This window comes from Lagierella sp. ICN-221743 (genome assembly GCF_037890055.1).
In the GTDB taxonomy this organism is placed as follows: domain Bacteria; phylum Bacillota; class Clostridia; order Tissierellales; family Peptoniphilaceae; genus Mediannikoviicoccus.
In genome coordinates, this window is record NZ_JBBKBD010000006.1 from 24,144 (window position 1) to 46,465 (window position 22,322).

Annotated in this window: 15 protein-coding genes; 1 reads left to right on the forward strand and 14 read right to left on the reverse strand. The window is 35.5% G+C overall.

The window, feature by feature from the left end:
- Positions 1-4: 4 nt before the first annotated feature.
- From WKS98_RS04260 to WKS98_RS04305, 10 genes are all read right to left on the reverse strand, one after another.
- Complete coding sequence (locus tag WKS98_RS04260; RefSeq protein WP_498917179.1) at positions 5-2,221, reverse strand: glycogen/starch/alpha-glucan phosphorylase; 2,217 nt, start codon at positions 2,219-2,221, stop codon at positions 5-7.
- Positions 2,214-3,653: a glycogen synthase GlgA gene (gene glgA / locus WKS98_RS04265; RefSeq protein ID WP_498917181.1), complete on the reverse strand. Its 1,440-nt coding sequence runs from the start codon at positions 3,651-3,653 to the stop codon at positions 2,214-2,216. Before glgA ends, WKS98_RS04260 begins: the two co-directional genes overlap by 8 nt.
- Before the next feature lies 1 nt (position 3,654).
- Entirely contained in the window at positions 3,655-4,773 is a 1,119-nt protein-coding gene (glgD, locus tag WKS98_RS04270; RefSeq protein WP_498917182.1) for a glucose-1-phosphate adenylyltransferase subunit GlgD, read from the reverse strand.
- 9 nt (positions 4,774-4,782) lie between these two features.
- Positions 4,783-5,922, reverse strand: coding sequence for a glucose-1-phosphate adenylyltransferase (locus WKS98_RS04275; protein ID WP_498917184.1), 1,140 nt, complete (start codon positions 5,920-5,922; stop codon positions 4,783-4,785).
- A 9-nt stretch (positions 5,923-5,931) separates the two neighbouring features.
- Complete coding sequence (glgB, locus tag WKS98_RS04280; protein WP_498917186.1) at positions 5,932-7,809, reverse strand: 1,4-alpha-glucan branching protein GlgB; 1,878 nt, start codon at positions 7,807-7,809, stop codon at positions 5,932-5,934.
- A 126-nt stretch (positions 7,810-7,935) separates the two neighbouring features.
- Positions 7,936-9,585, reverse strand: coding sequence for an MBL fold metallo-hydrolase RNA specificity domain-containing protein (locus WKS98_RS04285; protein WP_498917188.1), 1,650 nt, complete (start codon positions 9,583-9,585; stop codon positions 7,936-7,938).
- 61 nt (positions 9,586-9,646) lie between these two features.
- Positions 9,647-11,422 carry an ABC transporter ATP-binding protein gene (locus tag WKS98_RS04290; protein ID WP_498917190.1) on the reverse strand — a complete coding sequence of 592 codons (1,776 nt, stop codon included), beginning with the start codon at positions 11,420-11,422 and terminating at the stop codon, positions 9,647-9,649.
- The gene (locus tag WKS98_RS04295) at positions 11,412-13,172 is read right to left on the reverse strand and encodes an ABC transporter ATP-binding protein (RefSeq protein ID WP_498917192.1); all 1,761 of its coding nucleotides are present in this window, start codon (positions 13,170-13,172) and stop codon (positions 11,412-11,414) included. The genes WKS98_RS04290 and WKS98_RS04295 overlap by 11 nt, the downstream gene beginning before the upstream one ends.
- Positions 13,173-13,223: 51 nt before the next feature.
- Complete coding sequence (fdhD, locus tag WKS98_RS04300) at positions 13,224-13,928, reverse strand: formate dehydrogenase accessory sulfurtransferase FdhD (RefSeq protein ID WP_498917194.1); 705 nt, start codon at positions 13,926-13,928, stop codon at positions 13,224-13,226.
- Positions 13,925-14,866 carry a LysR substrate-binding domain-containing protein gene (locus tag WKS98_RS04305; protein ID WP_498917195.1) on the reverse strand — a complete coding sequence of 314 codons (942 nt, stop codon included), beginning with the start codon at positions 14,864-14,866 and terminating at the stop codon, positions 13,925-13,927. Before WKS98_RS04305 ends, fdhD begins: the two co-directional genes overlap by 4 nt.
- A gap of 112 nt (positions 14,867-14,978) precedes the next feature.
- On the opposite strand from WKS98_RS04305, the gene WKS98_RS04310 reads away from it, so the two are divergent.
- On the forward strand, positions 14,979-16,367 hold the full coding sequence (locus WKS98_RS04310; RefSeq protein WP_498917197.1) for an aspartate ammonia-lyase: 1,389 nt from the start codon (positions 14,979-14,981) through the stop codon (positions 16,365-16,367).
- A gap of 35 nt (positions 16,368-16,402) precedes the next feature.
- On the opposite strand, the gene thrC is transcribed toward WKS98_RS04310, so the two are convergent.
- Genes thrC through WKS98_RS04330 form a run of 4 tightly spaced genes read right to left on the reverse strand, consistent with a single transcriptional unit; the run spans position 16,403 to position 22,157 of the window.
- On the reverse strand, positions 16,403-18,694 hold the full coding sequence (thrC, locus tag WKS98_RS04315) for a threonine synthase (RefSeq protein ID WP_498917198.1): 2,292 nt from the start codon (positions 18,692-18,694) through the stop codon (positions 16,403-16,405).
- Positions 18,691-19,866, reverse strand: coding sequence for a homoserine dehydrogenase (locus WKS98_RS04320; RefSeq protein WP_498917200.1), 1,176 nt, complete (start codon positions 19,864-19,866; stop codon positions 18,691-18,693). The genes thrC and WKS98_RS04320 overlap by 4 nt, the downstream gene beginning before the upstream one ends.
- 1 nt (position 19,867) lies before the next feature.
- Entirely contained in the window at positions 19,868-20,845 is a 978-nt protein-coding gene (locus WKS98_RS04325) for an aspartate-semialdehyde dehydrogenase (RefSeq protein ID WP_498917202.1), read from the reverse strand.
- Between the two features lies 1 nt (position 20,846).
- The gene (locus tag WKS98_RS04330) at positions 20,847-22,157 is read right to left on the reverse strand and encodes an aspartate kinase (protein WP_498917204.1); all 1,311 of its coding nucleotides are present in this window, start codon (positions 22,155-22,157) and stop codon (positions 20,847-20,849) included.
- Positions 22,158-22,322: the final 165 nt, after the last annotated feature.

Consider the following 22,322-nt stretch of genomic DNA (forward strand, 5'->3'; position numbering starts at 1 on the left):
AATTTTAGGAGACAGAAAATTCACCACAGCTTCTAATACTCTGTAACGATTTTTTTCTCCAATCATCTTTATTTCTATAATCTCTTTCTATTTCTTTCCATTTCTCATAGTATTTATCATAGTCCTCAAATACTTGAAAACTATCGTTGTATTTTAAAATCAAATTGTAAAGCTCTTCAAAGGAAACTTTAAGTTCAACAAAGTTAGAATTTCTTATTTTATTTATAAGATTTTCCAGGCGACCACTTCTAATTTTTTCCTCTATCTTAGAAAGGTCTTTGTATTCCACTTCCTCCTTCGAACTTCCAAATAGATATATGAAGTCACCATTAAGCTCTTCAAGTTCTAAATTTATTCCAGTTCTACTTCCCATTACAAGGGAGCCGTTTATCATATAATTTAAAACTTTTTTCGCCACAACTTCAAGTCCTGGAGTTGCAATTTGTTCAACCACATCACAGCCCTTTGAAAGATTTAGTATCTTATTCCTATTTAAATCTTCCACAAAGATAATTTTTAGCTTATCCTTTATGGACAGGTCGCTATTCACAATGTCCTTCAATATATTTATATATTTTATCACATGTTTTGATTGAAGATATTTTGGCGATGATAGCCCACCAATAAAGTAGGTCATGTCCGGCATATCTAAGCTAGAGTTTTCAATAAGTTCAAAATACTTTTCAGTTAGGTATAAACAGGTCAAAAACTGTCTTCTCTTCTCTTGAAAAGTCCCAAAGTTCATAATGTACATGGACTTTGGATTTAAAATTATTTTATATTCTTCAAAAATATCTATCTTTATGTCTAACTTGTTTTCATATTTTATCTTTTCAAATTCATTTTGCTGTTCACCTTTTAATTGGGCAGGAAGCTTTTTTAATGAAGAAGGATTTTTTGAAACATCTTCTTCCAATACATCACTTAAAAGTTTATACAGTTTTGGATTTGCCTGACAAAGCCAAGGTGAAATATTTAGTAGATTTTTTTCTACTTCATACTCCTTTGAAATTCCTCCATTGTTTAAACTGTACTCTCTGCTAAAGCTTTCACTTTGCATCTTGGACATGGGAACTATTTTTTTCACTGTGTTAAATAGTATTTTATAAAAATTATAGTACTCTGCTTCATGTTCAAAGCCACGATAAATATAGTCAAGATATTCTAAGATGTCTGGACAAACTTCTTTTATCAAGCTCCTAGACCAAATCTTTTTATTCGTCTCAATGGACTCAAAGGTTCTAAATTCAAAATTTTCTTCTATGATTTTTAGTGCTTCCTCTTTGGAAACTCCAAAGTTTTTTGTGTACTCTTTAATGAAGATTGGAATTGTTATTATGGTATGACTTCCATTTAAAAGCACTTTAAAATTACTTTTAAATTCATTTTCATCAAAATTCTTAAAGTCATTTATAATATCCCTAACTCCAGAACTGGCTAAAAAGTATTCCTGTCCAAGTCTTATCTTCTTGCCCAGTGGATTAACATCTTCCATGTATAAAAATCTTGAAAGAGAATTTGTAAAGAGATAATTTTCAATATCCCTAAGGCCCTCTCCCTCAATTATTTTCATGGGGTATGTTAGCCTCTCCACATTGGATTCAAATAGCCTAAGGGTGTTTGTGTTCTCCAAGTCACCTGTCAAAATAGGTATATCATAGGCAGTGGATTTAATGTCCTTGTCATATATCTTTATGTCTTCGCTATTTCTTTTTAATTCCCATGGAAAGTATTCCAAGGTCCAGTTGTTTACCATTTCAACTTGGTTATGATTTACTATTTCCTGTTTGAACCTTCCACTTTCATATCTTAATCCATAGGCCTTGACTTTGCTTTTAGAGTTTTCTTCAAGCATAAAGTATGAAAGGTCACCTAGCTCTCCTTCACCAAGAACTGGAAACACTTCACAATTTAATATTTCATCTAAGTCGTATCCTAATATCTGAAGTGCTTGTCGTGCCACTTCATTAAGGCCAAGATGATTTAAGTTCTTTTTTAAAAAGTTGCTGGTATTATATTCAAAGGAGAAGATATAAATCTGCTTTCTTGAAAAAGGCTTATCCTTAGAACGCCTCCAAGAATAAGCCATCATATCTCTAATTGATTTTACCAATGCGTTGTACACATCTTTTTTATTTACTTCGTAGTCCGCCAAGGCATTTCTTATATAAAGTTCTTCTTCAATCTTTTGTGCTAACTCTTGCTTATCAATTTTAATCATATATTCCCGAAGTCCTCTTATATAATTTTAAATATTCATTGGCAGAGCTTTCCCAGTCATTCTTTTGAAGCATGGCAGATTTTTGAAGTTTATGAAAAGCTTCCTTGTCATAGTAGGTTGCAATGGCATTTTTAATTGTGAACAGCAGTTCATGGGCATTTATATTCGCAAATGAAAAACCTGTTCCCTCTCCAGTAAATTTATTATATGGAATGACAGTGTCTTTAAGCCCGCCGGTCTCCCTAACGATTGGAAGGTTTCCATATCTCATTGCCATAAGCTGCGATATTCCACATGGTTCTGCCCGTGAAGGCATAAGTAGGAAGTCGCCCCCTGCATATAGAAGATGAGACTCGTCATTTGAATAATAAATTCTTGCGGCAAACTTGTCTGGATATTTATTTTGGAAGTATTTAAGTGACTCTTCGTAGTTGTAACTTCCAGTTCCAAGAACCACCACCTGTATGTCTTCAAAGTAAAGTAGTTCATCCATAATGAAAAGCAAAATGTCTAAGCCCTTCATATCCACAAGTCTAGACACCATAACAAACATAGGTATGTTCGGATTTTGTGGTAAGTTATACATCTTTTGAACTTCAAGTTTATTTAATGGCTTTTCATCGATGCTATCTATGTCATAATTTTTCAGAAGATTTTTATCCGTTAATGGATTCCATGTGTTATAGTCCAGTCCATTTACAATCCCATATAGCTTGTAGGAATATTTTCTTATTATGCCGTCCAGTCCCTCTCCAAAGTAAGCATGTTGTATTTCATTGGAGTAGGTATTTGAAACCGTTGTAAGGATGTCTGAAAAAACTATTCCACCCTTCATAAAGTTTACACAGTCGTAGTACTTTAGGGCTTCGTCATTGAAGTACTCTGGAGATAGTCCTGCAAAGCCAAGTATGTTTGAATTGAAAACCCCTTGGTATTTTAGATTGTGAATTGTAAACATGGTCTTAATGGATTTATAATAGTCGTCTCCCCTGGCAAAGTCCTTTACATAAACATTCACCATGGCAGTATGCCAGTCATTGGTGTGAATGACATCTGGTTTAAAGTTTATTACCTTTGGAAGTATGGTTACAGCCTTTGAGAAGAATAAAAATCTCTCTCCGTCATCAAGTTCTCCATAAACATTTTGCCTTTTAAAATAAAATTCATTGTCTAAAAAGTAAAATGTTACACCATCATGCACAAGCTTCATTATGCCCACATAGTCATGTCGCATTCCAATGTCCACATAATAATAGCCCACATATTCCATTTTTTCTCTATATTCATTTGGTATTTGACCATATAGAGGAAGCACCACACGAATGTCCTCTCCCATGGCTTTAAGCTCTAAAGGCAGTGAGCCTGCAACATCAGCAAGCCCTCCAGTCTTAATAAATGGATAACTTTCAGAGCTACAATAAAGTATATTCATCTTATTTCTCCACAACTAAATATTTCTCAACTACATAAGGTGCAGTTCTAGATCCGGCAATAGACACTTCACTTTTAATATTTGCACCTTTGTCTGTAATGGTGTTTACCACCACCGCATCCTTTTCGATAACTGTGTTTTGGAAAAGGATGGAGTTTTTTATAACTGCTCCCGATTTTATTTCCACACCCCTAAATATAATGGAGTTTTCAACATAACCGTCAATTTTACAACCATTTGCAATTAGTGAGTTATTTATCTTTGCATTTTCTCCATAGGATGTTGATGGTTCGTCCTTTGACTTTGTAAGCACGACTCCATTGTCATAGAAGAGTCTATTATAAAAATCTTGATTTAAAAGTTTCATATTTACATCGTAAAATGATTTTAAGTCTCTAATTAATTCCACACTTGAATCCTGTTTGTAAATTCCTATTTTAAGTTCATCCATATTATTTGAAATGGCTTCAAGAAGTGTTTTTGCGTCAGAATTTTCCACTGCCTTTTTAACAAGATTTATAAAGACTTCTTTTTTTACAAAGCCCTCTCGAATAAGCATTGGAAAAGACTCTTCAGTACCAAGATTGGTTCCTATCTTTATTAGATTTTCATCTTCACTAAAGATAAGTTTCTTCTCGCCGATGTACTTTCCTAAACTGTCCTCTTGTTCCACATAGAATAAAAGCACATCCAGGTCCTCTTTAACCATTCTGTCGTAGGCCTTTGTTAAATCTTCCTTGTCAATGGCCATAGGGTCAACAAGGTAAAGATACTTTTCCTTTGAATCCTCATAGTACTTTAGCGTTTCAAAAAACATTCCCATTTCAGTGTTTTCATTTGCAACGGAACTCTTTATCTCTGGAAATATTATTAAACCATTTCTTCTTCTATTAAGCTCCCAAGACTTTCCATTGCCAATATGGTCTAAAGTCGATCTCAAGTTTCTACCACCATATAGAAGTACATTGGACAAGTCGTTGTTCGCAAGGTTGGAAAGGGTAAAGTCGATCAATCTATATCTGCCTGCAAATGGAAGCATATACGCAGGTCTTGTCTTGCAAAGAGAACTAAATTTGTCTGTGGATTTTCCTCCAATTATTATACCAATACAGTCTTGCATATGCCCCTCCTATTCTTCAGCAATTCCATCGCCAGACACTAGATACACCTTGCCATCTTCAGGGCTACCAATTACCTTCCCCTCTTCAATAATCAAGTCTCCTGTAATAACAGAGTTATATACCTTTGCGTCCTTCTTTATTTTTACGTTTGATAATACCACACAGTTTTCAACTTCAGCTCCCTCTTCCACAGTCACCTTTGAAAACAGAACTGAGTTTGAAACCTTTCCTGAAATCACACAGGCTTCGTTAACAAGGGACTTCTTCACCTTGCCAGTAGATGAAACATAATGTGGTGGAAGGTCCTTTGACTTTGTAAAGATTCTAAAGCTATTGTCGTATAGATTCAATTTTTCGTCATCTTCAAGTAGGTCTAGGTTTGCTTCCCAATAGGACCTTACTGTTCCAACGTCCTTCCAATATCCATCAAATTTATATGCATAAACCGGTTTGCCGTCGCTTATAATGCTTGGAATAATATTTTTCCCAAAGTCATGGGATGTGTTTGGATCTTTATTGTCCTTTTCCAAATAGTGTTTTAAGATTGGCCAATCAAACATGTATATTCCCATGGATGCCAAATTACTCTTTGGATGTTCTGGCTTTTCTTCGAACTCTACGATTCGTCCTTCGTCATCCGTATTTAAAATTCCAAAGCGTGGAGCCTCTTCCCAAGGCACTTCACGAACTGCAACTGTAAGTGCAGCACCATTTTCTCTGTGGCATTTTAAAAGTTCATTGTAATCCATTTTATAAATGTGATCTGCAGAAAGTATTAATACATATTCTGGAGATAGATGTTCCAAATAATTTATATTTTCATAAATAGCATTGGCAGTTCCCTCGTACCACTTACCACCTTCTTCTGTGTAGAAGGGTTGAAGTATTCTAAGTCCACCATTATTTCTGTCTAAGTCCCATGGAGCACCATTTCCCAAGTGTGCGTTTAGTGAAAAGGGCTTGTACTGAGTTAATACACCTATATCTCTTATGTCCGAATTGGTTGCGTTGCTCAAAGCAAAGTCAATAATCCTATATTTTCCTCCAAAAGGTACGGCAGGCTTGGCAATGTTTTTTGTTAAGTCTTTAAGTCTTGAGCCTTGTCCCCCTGCCAGGAGCATGGCCACAACTCTTTTCTTCGCCCTCATATCTCCCTCCTATTTTTTCTTTATAAACACCGCAGATAACGGTTCTAAGTCTATTCTAAAAGAGTTTTCTCTTCCTTGAAAACCTTCCTTATTCGTCTTTATACTCTTGTTTCTACTTAAATGACCACCATATTTTTCCATGGCACTGTTAAAGATGACTTTGTAACTTCCCTCTTCATTTACTCCAATTGGATAGTTTTCTCTTTTAACTCCTGTGAAGTTAAATGCGCAGATTATTTTCTCTCCGTCCTTTGCAATTCTTTCAAAAATGAATATGGATTCATCTCTATTATTAACTTCAATCCACTCAAAGCCATCATAGGAGTCGTCCACTTCCCAAAGGGCCTTTTCTTTTCTGTACACTTCATTTAGTTCTTTAAAAAACTTTTGATATTTTCTGTGGGAATCATAGTCTAAAACGGACCATGTTAAGCTAGACCACTCATTCCATTCGTCAAATTGGGCAATTTCATTTCCCATGAAGTTTAATTTCTTGCCAGGATGTCCAAACATAAACATCATAAGTAGTTTAAGTGCAGAAAATTTATCATCGTAATTTCCAGGCATCTTGTTTATCATTGAACCCTTCATATGAACAACTTCATCGTGGCTAAATGGAAGTATAAAATTTTCGTTAAAGGCATACACCAAACTAAATGTAATTAGGTCGTGGTGGTCCTTTCTAAATAGCGGATCCATTTTTGCATATTTTAATGTGTCATTCATCCAGCCCATGTTCCACTTGAATTCAAATCCAAGTCCACCGTCGGAAACGCTCTTTGTTACATTAGGCCATGGTGACGAGTCCTCTGCAACCATGATTACTTCTGGATAAAACTTTCTAATGGTTTCATTTAATTCCTTTAAGAAGTTTACTCCATTCCAGTCCACATTATTGCTATTTGGATTTCCCACCTCATGGTCTATTCTATAGTGAATGATGTATGCCACCGCGTCCACTCTTATTCCGTCAATGTGGTAGTAGTTCATCCAATAGAGCGCAGAAGAGATTAAAAAGTTTTTAACTTCGTTTCTACCTAAGTCGAAGTTCACAGTGCCCCAGTGTTCATTTTGTGAAAGGGAACCATGTTCCGATTCATAGGTTGGTGTTCCGTCAAACTCTCTTAGTGCAAAGTCGTCGGGACAGAAATGTCCTGGAACCCAGTCCAGTATAACGCCGATATTTTTTTGATGAAATTTGTCCACCATGTACATGAAGTCATGTGGCGTTCCAAATCGTGATGTTGGTGCGAAGTATCCAGAAATTTGGTATCCCCATGAGCCGTCATATGGATGTTCCATTACGGGCATAAGCTCCACATGGGTAAAGCCCATTTCCTTTACATAGTCCACTAGTTCATCTGCCATTTCACTATATGAGTAGAAGTCGCCATTGTCCTTTTTCTTCCAGGAACCAAGGTTCAGTTCATATATGGATATGGGTGAGTCGGTACCGTTTTTATCTTTTCTCTTAGTCATCCATCTCTTGTCATTCCATTTATAGCCATCAAGGTCATAGACCTTTGATGCAGTGTTAGGTCTGTTTTCTGCGTGGAATGCAAATGGATCTGATTTTAATTTCACTTGGTCATTTGGGCCGACTATTCTATACTTGTAGCTGTCATAAATATTTATTCCCTCCACAGTAATGGTCCAAAGTCCCGTTTGACCAATCCTCTCTAATGGAAGATTGAGTTCGTCCCAGTAGTTAAAGTCTCCACATAGGTTAACGAACTTCGCCCTAGGAGCCCAAACAACAAATCGAACATATTCTTTTCCATCTATACTTACTTTGTGGGAGCCTAAGAAATCATAGGCCTTGTAATTTTTACCTTCATTATAAAGGTATGCGTCTTTTTCTAAATTGTCCTGATAAAAAAATTTCATATGAATCACCTATTTAATACACTTTATACTATTATACCCTTAATTCACGAATTAAAGTATTAAATCCATAATAACAAAGTTAAAAATTTTTAAAAAAGGAGCTTAAGTATCTCAAGCCCCTTTAATTTATTTTTCTAATTTTTCCTGTTCCTTTTCTTCTGAAAAATCATTGTATATATTCATGATTTCATTTTTAATATTGTATATTTTTCTTCTCACATCGGAATAATCATCTCCAGACATATTCTTTAACTCTTTTAAAAAGTCCTTGCTCTTAATATTGTCCAAGTTTTTAATTAAGTCATCCACTTCTGATTCAATTTCAAAGGAGTTCTTAACATTTTCATATGCGGTGTTGATGCTCTCCTTGCCCGGTTCAAGAATAAACTCTTCGTTTAGTCTTGGTATTGTACAGTCAAGGCCAAGGCCCTCTTCCAATGTTTTTTTAAATTCCTTTTGAGCTTCTTCTTCACCGTGCACTATAAACACTTTTGGTTTGCCTTGAAAGTTTTTCATCCACTCATATAACATATTTTTATCTGCGTGGCCGGAGAAACCATCTAAGTCATACACTTCTGCATTTACTTTTATATCTTCTCCCAGTATCTTTACATCCTTAACCCCATCAAGAATTATTCTTCCTAGGGAGCCTTCTGATTGATACCCTACGAAGACAACTGCATTTTTTTCGTCCCATAGATTATGTTTCAAGTGATGTCTTACCCTTCCTGCCGTTGCCATACCAGAGGATGAAATTATAACCCTTGGAAACTTTACTTTATTTAGCGTAATAGACTCTTCCACATTTGAAACATATTTTAAATTTTCAAACTCAAAAATATTGTCTCCACTCTTAATCAAATCCCTTGCCATGTCGTCAAAGAAGTAGGAATTTTTCATAAAGGCCTCCGTTGCACGAACTGCCAGTGGAGAGTCGATATAGATTGGAACTCTGTTATGATATTCTATATTTTCAGCGCTGTCGTAGTGGCTGTTTAAGTCATAAATAATCTCTTGGGTTCTACCCACTGCAAAGGAAGGTATGATTACTGTGCCTCCCCTATTTGTAACTTTGTCAATAATTTCAATTAATTTTTGAACTGAGTATTCATATTTGGGATGCTCTCTGTTTCCATAGGTGGACTCTACAATTACATAGTCCGCAGAGTTAATGAATTCCGGATCTTTAAGTATTGGTTTGTTTGGCATACCCAGGTCGCCGGAAAATGCAATCTTAGTTGTTTTTTCATCTTCCTTTATCCATACTTCAAGACAAGCAGAACCGAGAATGTGCCCTGCATCTCTAAACCTTACGGATACATTGTCATTTATTTTCATTATGTCGTCATAGTAACAACCTTGAAAATATCTCATAACATTTTGTGCATCTTCTATGCTATAAAGAGGTTCAACCATGGACTTGCCCGCTCTTTTTCTCTTTCTGTTTTCCCACTCCACATCTGACTCTTGAATCTTTGCACTGTCTTGTAACATGATTTCACAAAGGTCTACAGTTGGTTTTGTTGCATAGATTGGATTTTTATATCCTCTCTTATATAAAAGTGGCAATCTACCACTGTGGTCAATGTGGGCGTGGCTTAGTATTACAAAATCTATTTCATTTGGATTAAATTTAAAATCTTCCTTGTTTAACTCTTCAAGTTCTTTTCTTCCTTGGAACATTCCACAGTCAATTAAAAATTTTTCATTTTTTGTCTCGATTAAATAGTTTGATCCCGTAACTTCTCTTGCTGCACCTAAGAAACTTATTTTCATAATGCACCTCCTTTTATGTTTATACCCAAAAAAGACCCTGGCCTTAACCAAGGTCTTTTAATTATAAACTGTCCTCAAATTGACTATTGTATAAATTGTAATAGAATCCTTTTTTAGCCATTAGCTCTTCGTGGTTTCCACTTTCAATAATGTCACCTTTGTCAATCACGAGGATTATATCTGAATTTATTATTGTAGAAATTCTATGGGCGATAACAAATGAAGTTCGTCCCTTCATTAGCTTGTCCATGGCCCTTTGAATTACAATTTCAGTTCTAGTGTCCACATTGCTTGTGGCTTCATCAAGTATAAGCATTGGCGCATCCTTTGCCATAGCCCTTGCTATTGTTATAAGCTGCCTTTGCCCTTGAGATATGGATACATTCGAATTTAATACTGTGTCATATCCATCTGATAGAGCTTCTATAAAGTGATGTAGTCCGATGCTCTTTGCAATATTCACTACTTCTTCCTTTGAACTGCCAGAGTTGTAAGCGATGTTTTCATACACTGTGCCTTCAAATATCCAAGTGTCTTGAAGTACCATGCAAAAAAGTTCTGCAATATTTTCTCTAGTGATGTCCACTGTGTCCACGCCGTCAATTAAAACTCTTCCTCCATCAATTTTGTAAAACTTCATGAGTAGATTTACCAGGGTGGTCTTTCCTGCTCCAGTTGGTCCAACTATGGCAACCTTTTGTCCACCCTTCACGTCGACGGAAAAATCTTTTATGATTATTTTTTCTGGAACATATCCAAAGGATACATGTTCAAATACTACATCGCCCCTAACTTCATCTGGATTTAAATAAAAATCCCGATAGCTTTCGTCTTCTAGTTCTCTTTCTTCTAAGAATTCATACACCCTCTCGCCTGCAGCAGCCGCACTTTGCATGGTGGTGGCAATCTCTGCAATATTTGTGAGAGGATTTGTGAACATTCTAATATACATCATAAATGAGACTATTATTCCAAATGTAATTTTTCCATTCATTACTAGGTATGCACCGATTATGGCGATGGCAACATAACCAAAGTTTCCGATGAAGTTCATCACTGGATACATAAATCTTGACAAGAACTCCGCCTTCCAAACTGAATCGTAAAGCCTTTCGTTTATCTCATTAAATTCTTCAGTGACTTCCTTCTTTGCATTGTAGGTCTTTACGATGGTATGTGCTTCAAAAACTTCTGCAATGTATCCATTTAATTCTCCAAGGGTCTGTTGCTTTTCAAAGAAATATTTTTGAGAAAGCCCCATAATTACAAACATCAATACAAATCCTATTAGAGTTGACCCAACTGACGCCGCCGTCAACAATAAATTGGTAGCAAGCATCATATAAAGTGAACCTACCAGTGATGTTATTGAGCCAATAAACGAACTCATGCCCATGTATAGACTTTGGGATATCATGTCCACGTCATTTGTAACCCTACTTAGTATGTCTCCAGTGCTATTGTTGTCAAAGTATTGAAGTGGGATTTTATTAATCTTTATGGCAATCTTGTTTCTGAGTTTTCTCGATACCTTTTGCACCACGGTAACTATTATAAATTCCTGGGAATATAGCATGATGGCACCAAGTACCATTAGTGTTACTGCAACCATGGCAATGCTTTTTATATTTTGAAAATTAATACTTCCATCAATTCCCTTTTTAACTTCATTCGCCATGTCCCCAAGTTTTTTTGGCGTCATTAAGAAAAATATATTTGCCATAAAGGCAAGTACTAGCGCGATAATTGTTGGAAATTTATAGTCTTTGAACTCACCTAAAAGCTTCTTCCACGCTTTTAAAAAGTTTTTAGGTCTGTTCTTCTTTTTATTTCCCATTACTATCACCTACTTCCTCTTTTATGGAAAGTTGTGTACTTGCAATCTCTTGATAAAGTTCACATGACTTCATAAGTTCTTCGTGCTTTCCAAATCCCTTTATTTTACCTTCTTCAAGCACCATTATCTTATCCGCATTCATAATGGAACTAATTCTTTGACTAACTATAATCTTGGTGCTGTCCTTTGAATATTTTTGTAATGAATATCTTAGTGCCTTGTCGGTTTTTAAATCAAGGGCGGAAAATGAATCGTCAAATATCATTATTGGAGCGTCCTTTACAAGACCTCTTGCAATGGATAGTCTTTGCTTTTGTCCCCCAGAGAAGTTGCTTCCCCTTTGTGAAACCTTGTGGCTCAAACCTTCGGGACTTTTGTCTATAAAGTCTAAGCTTTGCGAAACTTCCAAAGCCTTTAACATCTCTTCTGTTGAACTATCCCCATCTCCAAAACTCAAATTAGAATTTACCGTTCCAGAAAGAAGAAGTGCCTTTTGTGGAACATAGGAGATATTTTCATAGAGGCTACTAAGTTTATAGTCCCTGGTGTCTATGCCATTTACCTTTATAACTCCACGGCTTGGGTCATATAGTCTAAGGAGTAGTGAGGCTATGGTAGTCTTTCCCGACCCGGTTGGCCCAATAATTCCCATGGTCTCTCCTGGGTTTAATTTAAAGGAAATATTTTCAAGCACATTCTCCCTGCTGTCGTAGTATGAAAAAGATACATCTTCAAACTCAACCATGCCAATGTCTGTTTTAGGATTTTCCATATCCCCTTCTTCAATGGAACTCTCCTTATCCAACAGCTCCTTAACTCTGTTTACAGAAACCATAACCCTTGGTAGCATAACAAAGATAAATGAAAGCATCATAAATGAAACTATAACTTGAACTGCATAGGAACTAAACACAACCATGTCACTAAACACTCCAAGCTTTTCATGCTGTGCAGTCTTAACCAATATATACGCCCCAGTCCAGTAGATTGTTAAACTCAAAATACTTACCATGGACCTCATAACTGGATTTAAAACTGCCATTGCCCTGCCAGTATACATTTGGTTTTCCATTAGCTCATTATTTGCTTTAAAGAATTTTTCTTCTTGAAACCTTTGTCCATTAAAGGCTCTAACTTCTCTAATACCTTCAAGGCCCTCTCTAGTGACTCTATTTATTCCGTCAATTAACTTTTGTACCTTTTTAAACTTGGGTATGGATAGTTTTGAAATAACAATTACAATGCACACTATAATAACAACGGATAAAAAAGTTATTCCTGTCCAAAGTCCATTTCGGCCCATTATCTTCCATATGGCCATGGCAGCCATAACAGGCGCTCGAACTGCCAGTTGTGTTCCCATTATAAGAAGGGTTTGCACTTGTATAATGTCGTTTGTAGATCTTGTTATTAAACTATCTGTGGAGAAGTAATTCACTTCTCTTTCTGAAAGGCTGTTGACCTTTTCAAAAACAGCTGCCCTTAATTTCTTTGAAAATCCAGCGCCAACTCTTGACACCAAGAAGCCACAGATAAAGGCAAGGATTAAAACAATAAATGCCGAAAGGAGCATCTTCTTACCGCTTTCAATAATGTTGCTAAACCCTCCCTGATTTTGTAATGTCTCTGTAATGTCCTCCATGTAGTCTGGGATTTTAAGTTCTAAAAACACCCTCACAAATATTAGGAGGATGTTAATACTAATAAAAGTCCAGTCCTTAGGACTTAAATATTTTAATAATTTTTTCAAATAACCACCTTTTTCTAAATAATAAAATTAACTTATTATTTTATACCCAATTTAAACAAGTCTTTCGGGACAGGAATATATATGATACCTCTCTCCCCTGGTGAAACCACATATGGTGATGTTGTACTTCCTTGCCATGTCCACACCAAGGCTTGTGGGTGCAGACTTTGAAATGAAGATTGGTATTGCCATCATTGACAGTTTGTTGATTATCTCAAAGGGAATCCTGCCGGAAAAAACAATAATCTTATTGCTAATATCTATTTCATTTAAAATACAGTATCCCATTAGCTTATCCACTGTGTTATGTCTTCCTATGTCCTCCATAAATGCAATTAACTCTTCCCCATCACAAAGCCCAGCGTTATGAACTCCACCGGTTCTTGAAAATAGATTTGCCCTGTCCTGAAGTTTTTTCATAAGCTCTGTCACCTTTGTCTTTGACAGTGTCAACTGTGAATTTACAAACTTGTAGTCTCTGTTTTTATTTTTTATTTCCACATTAAGTTCGACTTTAATAATTTCTTCCCCAATGTCGATTGACTTTATGTCCTCCTTATTGTCGATTAAATTTCTCATCCACATATTGCCAACTAAAAGTTCCAGCACATTGAAAGGAGAGCAGGTTAAGTTATAAAAGATTTTTTCATTTACAATGACTTCATATCTCTTTTCCTCCACCACATCTTCAACGCTTTCAAACACATTTCCATCTTCATAGGTTAACACATCGTAATTTAAAGTTCTGTCCTTCATAGTGTCTCCTTCGCCATCTTCAAAAATTCACTTTGGGCCTTGGTTATATACTTATTTTTCAAATAGTAAAAGCAGATGTCTCTGTCATTTTCGTAATTTTCCAGCTTGTAGTAACAAAGAGCGTCATTGTCCCCTACATTTCTAATTAAATAGTCTGAGATAAATGAAATTCCCAGGCCATATGCAGTAAGGTTGTAGGATGTTATCTGTTGTTCAACTTCCAGCAGCACCTTTGGCGTTATATTTTCGTTTACAAACTTCTTGTGAGCTCTGGTTCTAGTGTCGTTACCTTCTTTAAGTAATATAAAATTTTCATCGTTAAACTCTGACAGTTTGACGAATGGAACTTCATCTTCTTTAAACTTTCCAGACTCTATCTCTTCAAAGCTTAGTGCATAATCCTTTAATTTTTCATTTGATGAAAAACTTCTAGGCACCGTTAATATCATAGTGTCCTTCGTTTGAAACTGTCTAGAATAGTCCTCTTCATCATAGGAGTAGTTGTCTATGGCAATGTCGATTATGCCCTCGTTTAAGTATTTTATTAGTGACGAGGTCTTTGCCTCCACTATATCCACATTTATATGTGGGTACTTCTCAATAAACTTAGACACAATTGCCGGTAGCATATAGGAAGTGTATTGTTGCGTACCGCCAACGGACACATTTCCCGCCTTTAAATCATCCACATCATTTACATATTGAATAAAATGCCTTTCCAGTTTCAAAATCTTTTCAATAGTCTTAATGTATTTTTCTCCAATGTCCGTTACTCCAATGGGCTTTGTGGACCTGTCAAAAATTTCGTATCCAATTTCTTCCTCCACCCTTTTTATAGTTCCACTTAGGGATGGCTGGGAAATAAAAAGATTTTTCGCCGCTTTTGAAAAGCTTCTTTCCTTATACACTTCATAAACATATTCATTTGCATTAAACATTATAAGTACCTACCTATACTTCCATATTGTTATTTGTATTTTATTCTATACTAATCTAATCATATAATATAATCAAGAGGATAGAAATGATAATCTTTGAAAGGAGCAAACAATGAAAGATTTTAGAGTTGAATCAGATTCCATAGGAGAACTTCAAATACCTAAAGATGCCTATTATGGAGTGCAAACTTTAAGGGCAAAAAATAATTTTCATATAACAAACTCAAGGATGCATCCACTTTTAGTCGAATCTTTGGCAGATGTTAAAAAGGCCTGTGCCATTACAAATATAAAGACAAAGGCTTTAGACGAGAAGATTGGTAACGCCATCATCGAAGCTTGTAACGACATTATCGAAGGCAAGTACAGAGACGAATTTATTGTAGATCCTATTCAAGGTGGTGCCGGAACTTCTGCAAACATGAATGCAAATGAAGTTATTGCAAATATTGCACTGGAAAAACTTGACAGCATCAAGGGAAATTATAATCTTGTTCACCCTAATGACCATGTGAACTTAAGTCAATCTACAAATGACGTATTCCCTACTTCTGGAAAGATAACTACAATCAAGCTCCTTTATAAATTGCTAGCTGAACTTGAAGAGCTTTATAAAGACTTAATGGTTAAGGCCATCGAATTTAAAGATATAATTAAGATGGGTAGAACCCAACTTGAAGACGCAGTGCCAACAACACTGGGCAAGGAGTTTCAAGCCTACGCCGCTGCCATAAAGAGGGACATTAGAAGAACAAAAATGTCCATAGAAGAGCTAGAATATGTAAACATGGGAGCTACTGCAATAGGTACTGGCATAAATGCATCTAAAGACTTCTTAGACAATATTGTAAATGAACTTGATAGAGTTTGTGATTTGAATTTAAAACCATGTGAAGACCTTGTTGATGGAACTCAAAACCTGGACTGCTATGGCTTTGTGTCAGGCAACTTAAAAACATTGGCAATAAGTTTATCTAAGATGTCAAACGACTTAAGACTTATGAACTCTGGACCAAGGGCAGGACTTAGCGAAGTGTTTCTACCTGCAAAGCAAAATGGATCTTCCATAATGCCAGGCAAGGTAAATCCAGTTATCCCTGAAGTTGTAAATCAAATTTCCTTCAATGTAATTGGAAATGACACCACTATTGCAATGGCCTGCGAAGGTGGACAGCTGGAACTAAATGCTTTTGAACCAATCATCTTCTACAATCTATTTGAATCAATTCAAACACTAACAAATGGAATAAATACCTTTAGAATAAATGCCATAAAGGATTTAAAGGCAAATGAAGAAAATTGTAAAAGGCATGTGCACAATTCCATTGGACTTATCACTGCGGCAAATCCATATATTGGATATGAAAAGTCTGCAAAGATTGCCAAGGAAGCACTTAAGACAAATAAGACAGTAAAATCACTTCTTCTTGAACAAAAGATTTTTGATGAAGAAAAGATTGACGACATACTAGACCCTAAGCATATGCTTGAGCCTAAATAAAAAAATCGGGATGCTATTAATTAGCATCCCTTATTTTAAATTAAAAAGGCTCCTGTTTTATCAATTTCAAGGGGCATAACAGTATATGAATTTGATAGGCACTTCAAATTCTTTCTAATTTCACTTTCAGTTGTTTCATCATCTGAATTTAAAATCAACATTATGGTTGAACCAGCGCCACTTAGGTAGTGACCAATGGCATTGGACTCTTTAATTATTTTTTCAATCTTCTCTATTTCAGGAATAAGTTTATATCTATATGGCTCATGAATTTTATCTTCCAAAGATACTTTTAAATTTTCTTCGTTACCAGACATTAAAGATAAAATTAACATGGAAACCCTTGAGATATTAAACACTGCGTCTTCCTTACTATATTCTTTTGGAAGGGCCTGTCTTGCATCCCTGGTTGAAAGTTCAAAGTCTGGAATAATGGCTAAAAATTTAAACTTATTTGAAATTTCAAATTTTTCCATAAAGACATCATCTTTTAATATAGATACATTTGCTCCACCGTAAATTGCCGGCGATACATTGTCCGGGTGGCCTTCAATTTTTGTTGCAATTTTTAAAATATCCTTTTTATCAAAATCTCTCTTCATTACGGAAAATGCCGCCATTATACCCATAACTATGCATGCGGCAGAGGAACCAAGTCCCCGGGACAGTGGAATATTTGTACAAAGGTCAATTTCTATTGGAATAGCTTCTTCGTTATAAAAATCAAAGGCATGTTTGTAGGAACTGTAGATTAAATTCTCTTTTACATTTTTTTCAAACGTTTCTACCTTTTCTGTTATTTTAAATTCGCAGGTGTTTGCTAAGTCCACCGCAAGGCCCAGTGCATCAAATCCAGGTCCCAGGTTTGCCGACGTTGCTGGAACGGAAATTCTTTTTCCTCTGTTGGCAAATTCCATAACTTCTCTTTCAATTTCCTCTTTGGAAATTTTTGTATTGTGAATTATCTTTTTATCCCTTAGCTTTTTAATTTCCTTTGGAATTTTAACTCCCGTTACTCTATTAAGCAAATTTATATTTTCAAATTCGTCCTTTGAAACTTCTTCTCCGAGGGCTTCAAGAACGGAAGATGAAAACTTATAAGGACTTGCAGTTGATAAAATCACTGTGTTTTTAAGGCCGAGCTTGTCTACAATATTTTTTGCTACCCCTGTGTGAGGGTCCATTAAATAGCCTTCTTCTTTATAAACTTTTGCAATTGTCTTTTTTGTATCTTCTTCAGTTGTGTATCCAAATAAAAATTCATGGAAGTTTCCATTAAATTCAAAAATACCTCCATTTTTTAAATCTTCCATCTTCTCCCTCACCACTTTGTCGGAAGACTTGTGGTAAAGAAGTCTTTCTAGGTTTGATGAAACCAAAATATCCATGGACGGAGAAATTGTCTTTACAAGTTTTCTATTTGCATCATAGGTTCCAGTTTTAAAAAAGTCTGTCAAAACATTGTTTTCGTTTGATGCTATTATTAGTTTATCTACTGGAAGTCCCATTTCCTTTGCGTAATACCCTGCCAAGATGTCGCCAAAGTTTCCAGTTGGTACGCAGAAGGAAATTTTTTCTCCAGCAGATATTTTTTTATTATTCACCAAGTCGGCATAGGAATAAAAATAATAAACTATTTGTGGGATTAGCCTTCCAATGTTAATGGAGTTTGCAGATGAGAGATTTATGTTTTGTCTCTTTAACTTCTTTTTCACTTCTTCATCATTAAAAATTTTCTTAACAGCTCTTTGTGCATCGTCAAAGTTTCCATCAATGGAAATAACCTTTGAATTTAATGATGAAGTTGTGTCCATCTGCGCCTTTTGAATGGAGCTTACACCTTCCGTTGGATATAGCACCAAGATGTCGATGTCTTCAGTATTGTAAAAACCTTCAAGGGCGGCCTTGCCAGTGTCGCCAGAAGTGGCCGTTAAAATTAAAGTCTTTTCATTGATTCCAAGGGATTTTTTTGCATATGACAATAGGTTTGGCAACAAACATAGTGCAAAGTCCTTAAAGGCAGAGGTCCTGCCATGATAAAGTTCAAGATAAAAATCTTTTTCATAGGAAACTTTTGCAATTCCATCTTCAAAACTTTCGTATGATTTCTCTATAATCTCCAGTAGGTCATCGCTATCAAAGTCCGTTAGATAAAGGGACAAAATTTTATGGCCTAATTCCGTATAGGATAGATCCAGGTGATCCATTATATTAAATTCCGGGAAGCTTTCCGGCACATATAGACCTCCATCTTCTGCAATTCCATTTATAATGGCCTCCCTACTAGAAATTTTTAAATTGGAATTTCTTGTTGATAAAAATTTCATATTGTTCCCTCTATTTCTGCAATAAACATTTCTTCACAAAGCAATTTTTTTAATTCATCAAGGGAAATTTCCCTTGTTATAATATGGTGGTTCTGTTCTAATACTTTTTCTTCTTCAATTAGCTCCTTTAATCCAGGATTAACTTTTGAAGTTCTCACATAGTACTTGCTCTTTAAATTGTTTTCCACTTCATATGAATTTGACGCATCATAAAAAGTACTTATTTCTCTACGGGAAAGAATTCTTAAAAGGTCTCGCATAATTGCATCTGCCGTTTCAAGTTTCCCTGCTCCAGGACCTTTTAGTTCATAACAAGTAAAGTTTTCTCCCCATACCTTTACTGCGTTGGTGCCTTCAAAGGTCTTAGCAAAGAAATTGTCCTTTAAAAAAGTTGGAATAACTGAAATATTTATTTTTCCTTCGGACAATTTCGACTTTGCAATAAGTCTAATGGAATAACCAAGCTCTTTCGCATAGTCAAAGTCGGATTTTTTTATATTTGAAATTCCAAAATTGAAAATGTCCCCTTCATCAATCTTTGCATTATATATAAGGGAAGATAAAATTCTAATCTTTCTCATGGCGTCAAATCCACCAACATCCGCAGTTGGATCCGACTCTGCATAGCCAAGATCTTGAGCCTCTTTCAGTACATCTTTATATGACGAGCCTTCCACTTCCATCTTGGATAAAATATAGTTGGAAGTTCCATTTAAAATTCCATAAATCTTATTCATGTCGCTGAAGAAAATCTCTTCCATTATTGGATGAATTATTGGAATTGCTCCAGCAACTGAAGCCTCATAGGAAAAATAAACTTTATTTTCTTTTGCCAAGGCATTTAAATTTTCAAAGTACTTTGAAACCACAGCCTTATTTGCAGTTACAATGTTCTTCCCCGCCTTCATTAGGGAAACAATTCTTTCAAAAGTTTCTTCAAGGCTTGATGTAACGTCAATTACCGTATCCACTTCGGAATTTAAAATTTCATCAAAATTATCTGTAAACACTAAATCACTCTTTAGTGGTGACCTTTTTTTATCTTTGTCCCTTATTAAAACTTTATTAATTTCTATATCAAAACCATTTTTTAATAGGGACTCCTTCTTCTTAAATAAAATTTCTTCGACACCTGTTCCCACAGTGCCAAAGCCCATTATTGCAATTTTCAAATTAAACCTCCAAGATTTTTTTCGCAATCTGAACTGCGTTAGTGGCAGCTCCCTTCCTTATGTTATCCGCACAGCACCATAAATTTAATCCATTTTCCACTGTAAAGTCACGTCTAACTCTACCAACAAAGACTTCATTTTTACCAGTTGAAATAATTGGCATTGGATAGACTTCTTTTGCAAGGTCATCTTCAAGAACCATTCCAGGATACTCTGAAATAATTTTCTTTACATCTTCAATTTCAAAAGGTTTTTCTGTTTCAATATTAATGGAAACGCAGTGGGAAGATTTTACTGGCACACGCACTGTTGTGGCAGTTACAAGAATGGAGTCATCATGAAGAATTTTTTTAGTTTCGTCAATCATCTTCATCTCTTCCTTTGTATAGCCATTGTCTAAAAACACATCAATTTGCGGAATACAGTTGTTATTAATTGGATATTTGTAAGCTAATTGAGTTCCCTTTTCCAAGTCAGAAATTCCATTTAATCCAGAACCAGATACTGATTGATATGTGGAGTAGATAACTCTTTTAATCTTGTACTTGTCATGGATTGGCTTAAGTGGCAACACCGATTGGATTGTAGAACAATTTGGGTTTGCAATAATGCCCTTATTGTCTTTAATGTCCTCTGCATTTATTTCTGGAACAACTAACGGCACGTCCTTGTCCATTCTAAAGCAAGAGCTATTGTCAATTACAGTTACTCCTGCCTTTGCCGCAATAGGCGCATACTTTTCACTTACTGAACCACCTGCAGCAAAAAGCGCAATCTTTATACCTCTTCCATCAAAGGAATCTTCTTTTAATTCTTCAACTTCGTATTCCTTTCCACAGTAACTTATCTTTTCACCATGGGAATTTTTTGAACCGAATAAATATAATTTATCTATTGGAAAATTTTCCTCACTTAAAACCTGTAACATCATGCTACCAACAAGACCTGTAGCACCTACAACTGCTAAATTAACTTTCATATTAATCCTCCTTATAAAATTCTTCGTATATTGAACGAATGGCATTTTCAAAATCTTTTGTTTCAACACCAATAATAATATTTATTTCACTTGAGCCTTGACTAATCATCTTTATATTTACCCCTTCTTTAGCAAGGGCAGTAAAAGTTCTTGATGAAACACCTTTCTCATTTATCATACCACGACCAACCACGGCAATAAGAGAAATGTCCCTCTCCCAAGAAATATTGTCCACATTTAAATAAATTTTCAACTCTTCAATGACCTTGTTTAACTTTGGTGCAATGTATGAATCCGCCACAAGAACGGATACGGAGTCAATACTTGAAGGCATATGCTCAATGGAAATGTCATTGGATTCAAAAACCGTTGTCAGTTTTCTAAAAAAGTCCTTTTCCGCATTCATGTTTACCTTTTCCAGATTTATAACGGTAAAACCTTTTTTCCCCGATATGCCAGTTAAAATATTTTTATTCTTTGTGTCACATTTAGATAAAATCAAAGTGCCATCTTCATGTGGAGCATTTGTATTTTTAATATTGATTGGAATATTTTTGTCCCTTAAAGGAAAAATCGCCTCTTCATGAAGCACCTTAGCGCCCATGTAGGAAAGCTCTCGAAGTTCGTTGTAAGTGATGGTACCCATGGGATGTGGGTTTTTCACAATCTTCGGATCCACCACTAAAAAGCCTGACACGTCGGTGAAGTTCTCGTACATCTCTGCATCAAGGGCAGAAGCAATAACAGACCCAGTTACATCAGAGCCACCACGAGTAAAAGTCTTCACCTTTCCTTCTTCATCCACGCCATAAAAACCAGGCACAACTGCCCTGTCATGTTTAGATAAAATATTTTTAATTTTCTCCTGGGACTTTTGAAGATCTAATGCACCGTCGGTAAATACAATTAAGTCCTTTGCATCCACAAAGTCATATCCTAAGTAGGAAGCAAGTACCTTTGCACTAATAAATTCTCCACGACTAATAACGTAGTCGTAGCTTGCACCACCTTCAATCTCTTCCTTAACCTCATTTAGAATACTATCAATGTCAATATGCAAAACAAGATCATCAACAATATTCTTATAAACATTCTCGATGATCTTGTAAACTTCGTTAAAATTTAAATCATGGTCACTAAGTTCATGACACATTGCTAGAAGGTCAGTAACCTTGTGATTATTTTTTGCACCCTTTCCAGGCGCAGAAACGACGATGTACTTCCTAGCATCATCTTCAAGTATTATATCTCTAACTTTTTTAAGCTGAATAGCATCAGCCAGTGAACTTCCACCAAATTTTACAACTTTCATATCTTTCCCCTCTATAATTTAAATAACAATCTCTTAATTCCAATTTTATATAAAAATAAAAGTAATTTCAACGATTATATAATGATTTAGTTAAGTTGTCAATTAAAGAGCGAAAGTGCAGCACCACACTCACTTTTAAATAAAAAAAACTGCCCTCACACGAGA

Bases quoted from the DNA above. Each gene is read 5' to 3' on its own strand.
- WKS98_RS04260 (WP_498917179.1), bottom strand. From the start codon at position 2,221: ATGATTAAAATTGATAAGCAAGAGTTAGCACAAAAGATTGAAGAAGAA.
- glgA (WP_498917181.1), bottom strand. From the start codon at position 3,653: ATGAATATACTTTATTGTAGCTCTGAAAGTTATCCATTTATTAAGACT.
- glgD (WP_498917182.1), bottom strand. From the start codon at position 4,773: ATGCAAGACTGTATTGGTATAATAATTGGAGGAAAATCCACAGACAAA.
- WKS98_RS04275 (WP_498917184.1), bottom strand. From the start codon at position 5,922: ATGAGGGCGAAGAAAAGAGTTGTGGCCATGCTCCTGGCAGGGGGACAA.
- glgB (WP_498917186.1), bottom strand. From the start codon at position 7,809: ATGAAATTTTTTTATCAGGACAATTTAGAAAAAGACGCATACCTTTAT.
- WKS98_RS04285 (WP_498917188.1), bottom strand. From the start codon at position 9,585: ATGAAAATAAGTTTCTTAGGTGCAGCAAGAGAAGTTACGGGATCAAAC.
- WKS98_RS04290 (WP_498917190.1), bottom strand. From the start codon at position 11,422: ATGGGAAATAAAAAGAAGAACAGACCTAAAAACTTTTTAAAAGCGTGG.
- fdhD (WP_498917194.1), bottom strand. From the start codon at position 13,928: ATGAAGGACAGAACTTTAAATTACGATGTGTTAACCTATGAAGATGGA.
- WKS98_RS04305 (WP_498917195.1), bottom strand. From the start codon at position 14,866: ATGTTTAATGCAAATGAATATGTTTATGAAGTGTATAAGGAAAGAAGC.
- WKS98_RS04310 (WP_498917197.1), top strand. From the start codon at position 14,979: ATGAAAGATTTTAGAGTTGAATCAGATTCCATAGGAGAACTTCAAATA.
- thrC (WP_498917198.1), bottom strand. From the start codon at position 18,694: ATGAAATTTTTATCAACAAGAAATTCCAATTTAAAAATTTCTAGTAGG.
- WKS98_RS04325 (WP_498917202.1), bottom strand. From the start codon at position 20,845: ATGAAAGTTAATTTAGCAGTTGTAGGTGCTACAGGTCTTGTTGGTAGC.
- WKS98_RS04330 (WP_498917204.1), bottom strand. From the start codon at position 22,157: ATGAAAGTTGTAAAATTTGGTGGAAGTTCACTGGCTGATGCTATTCAG.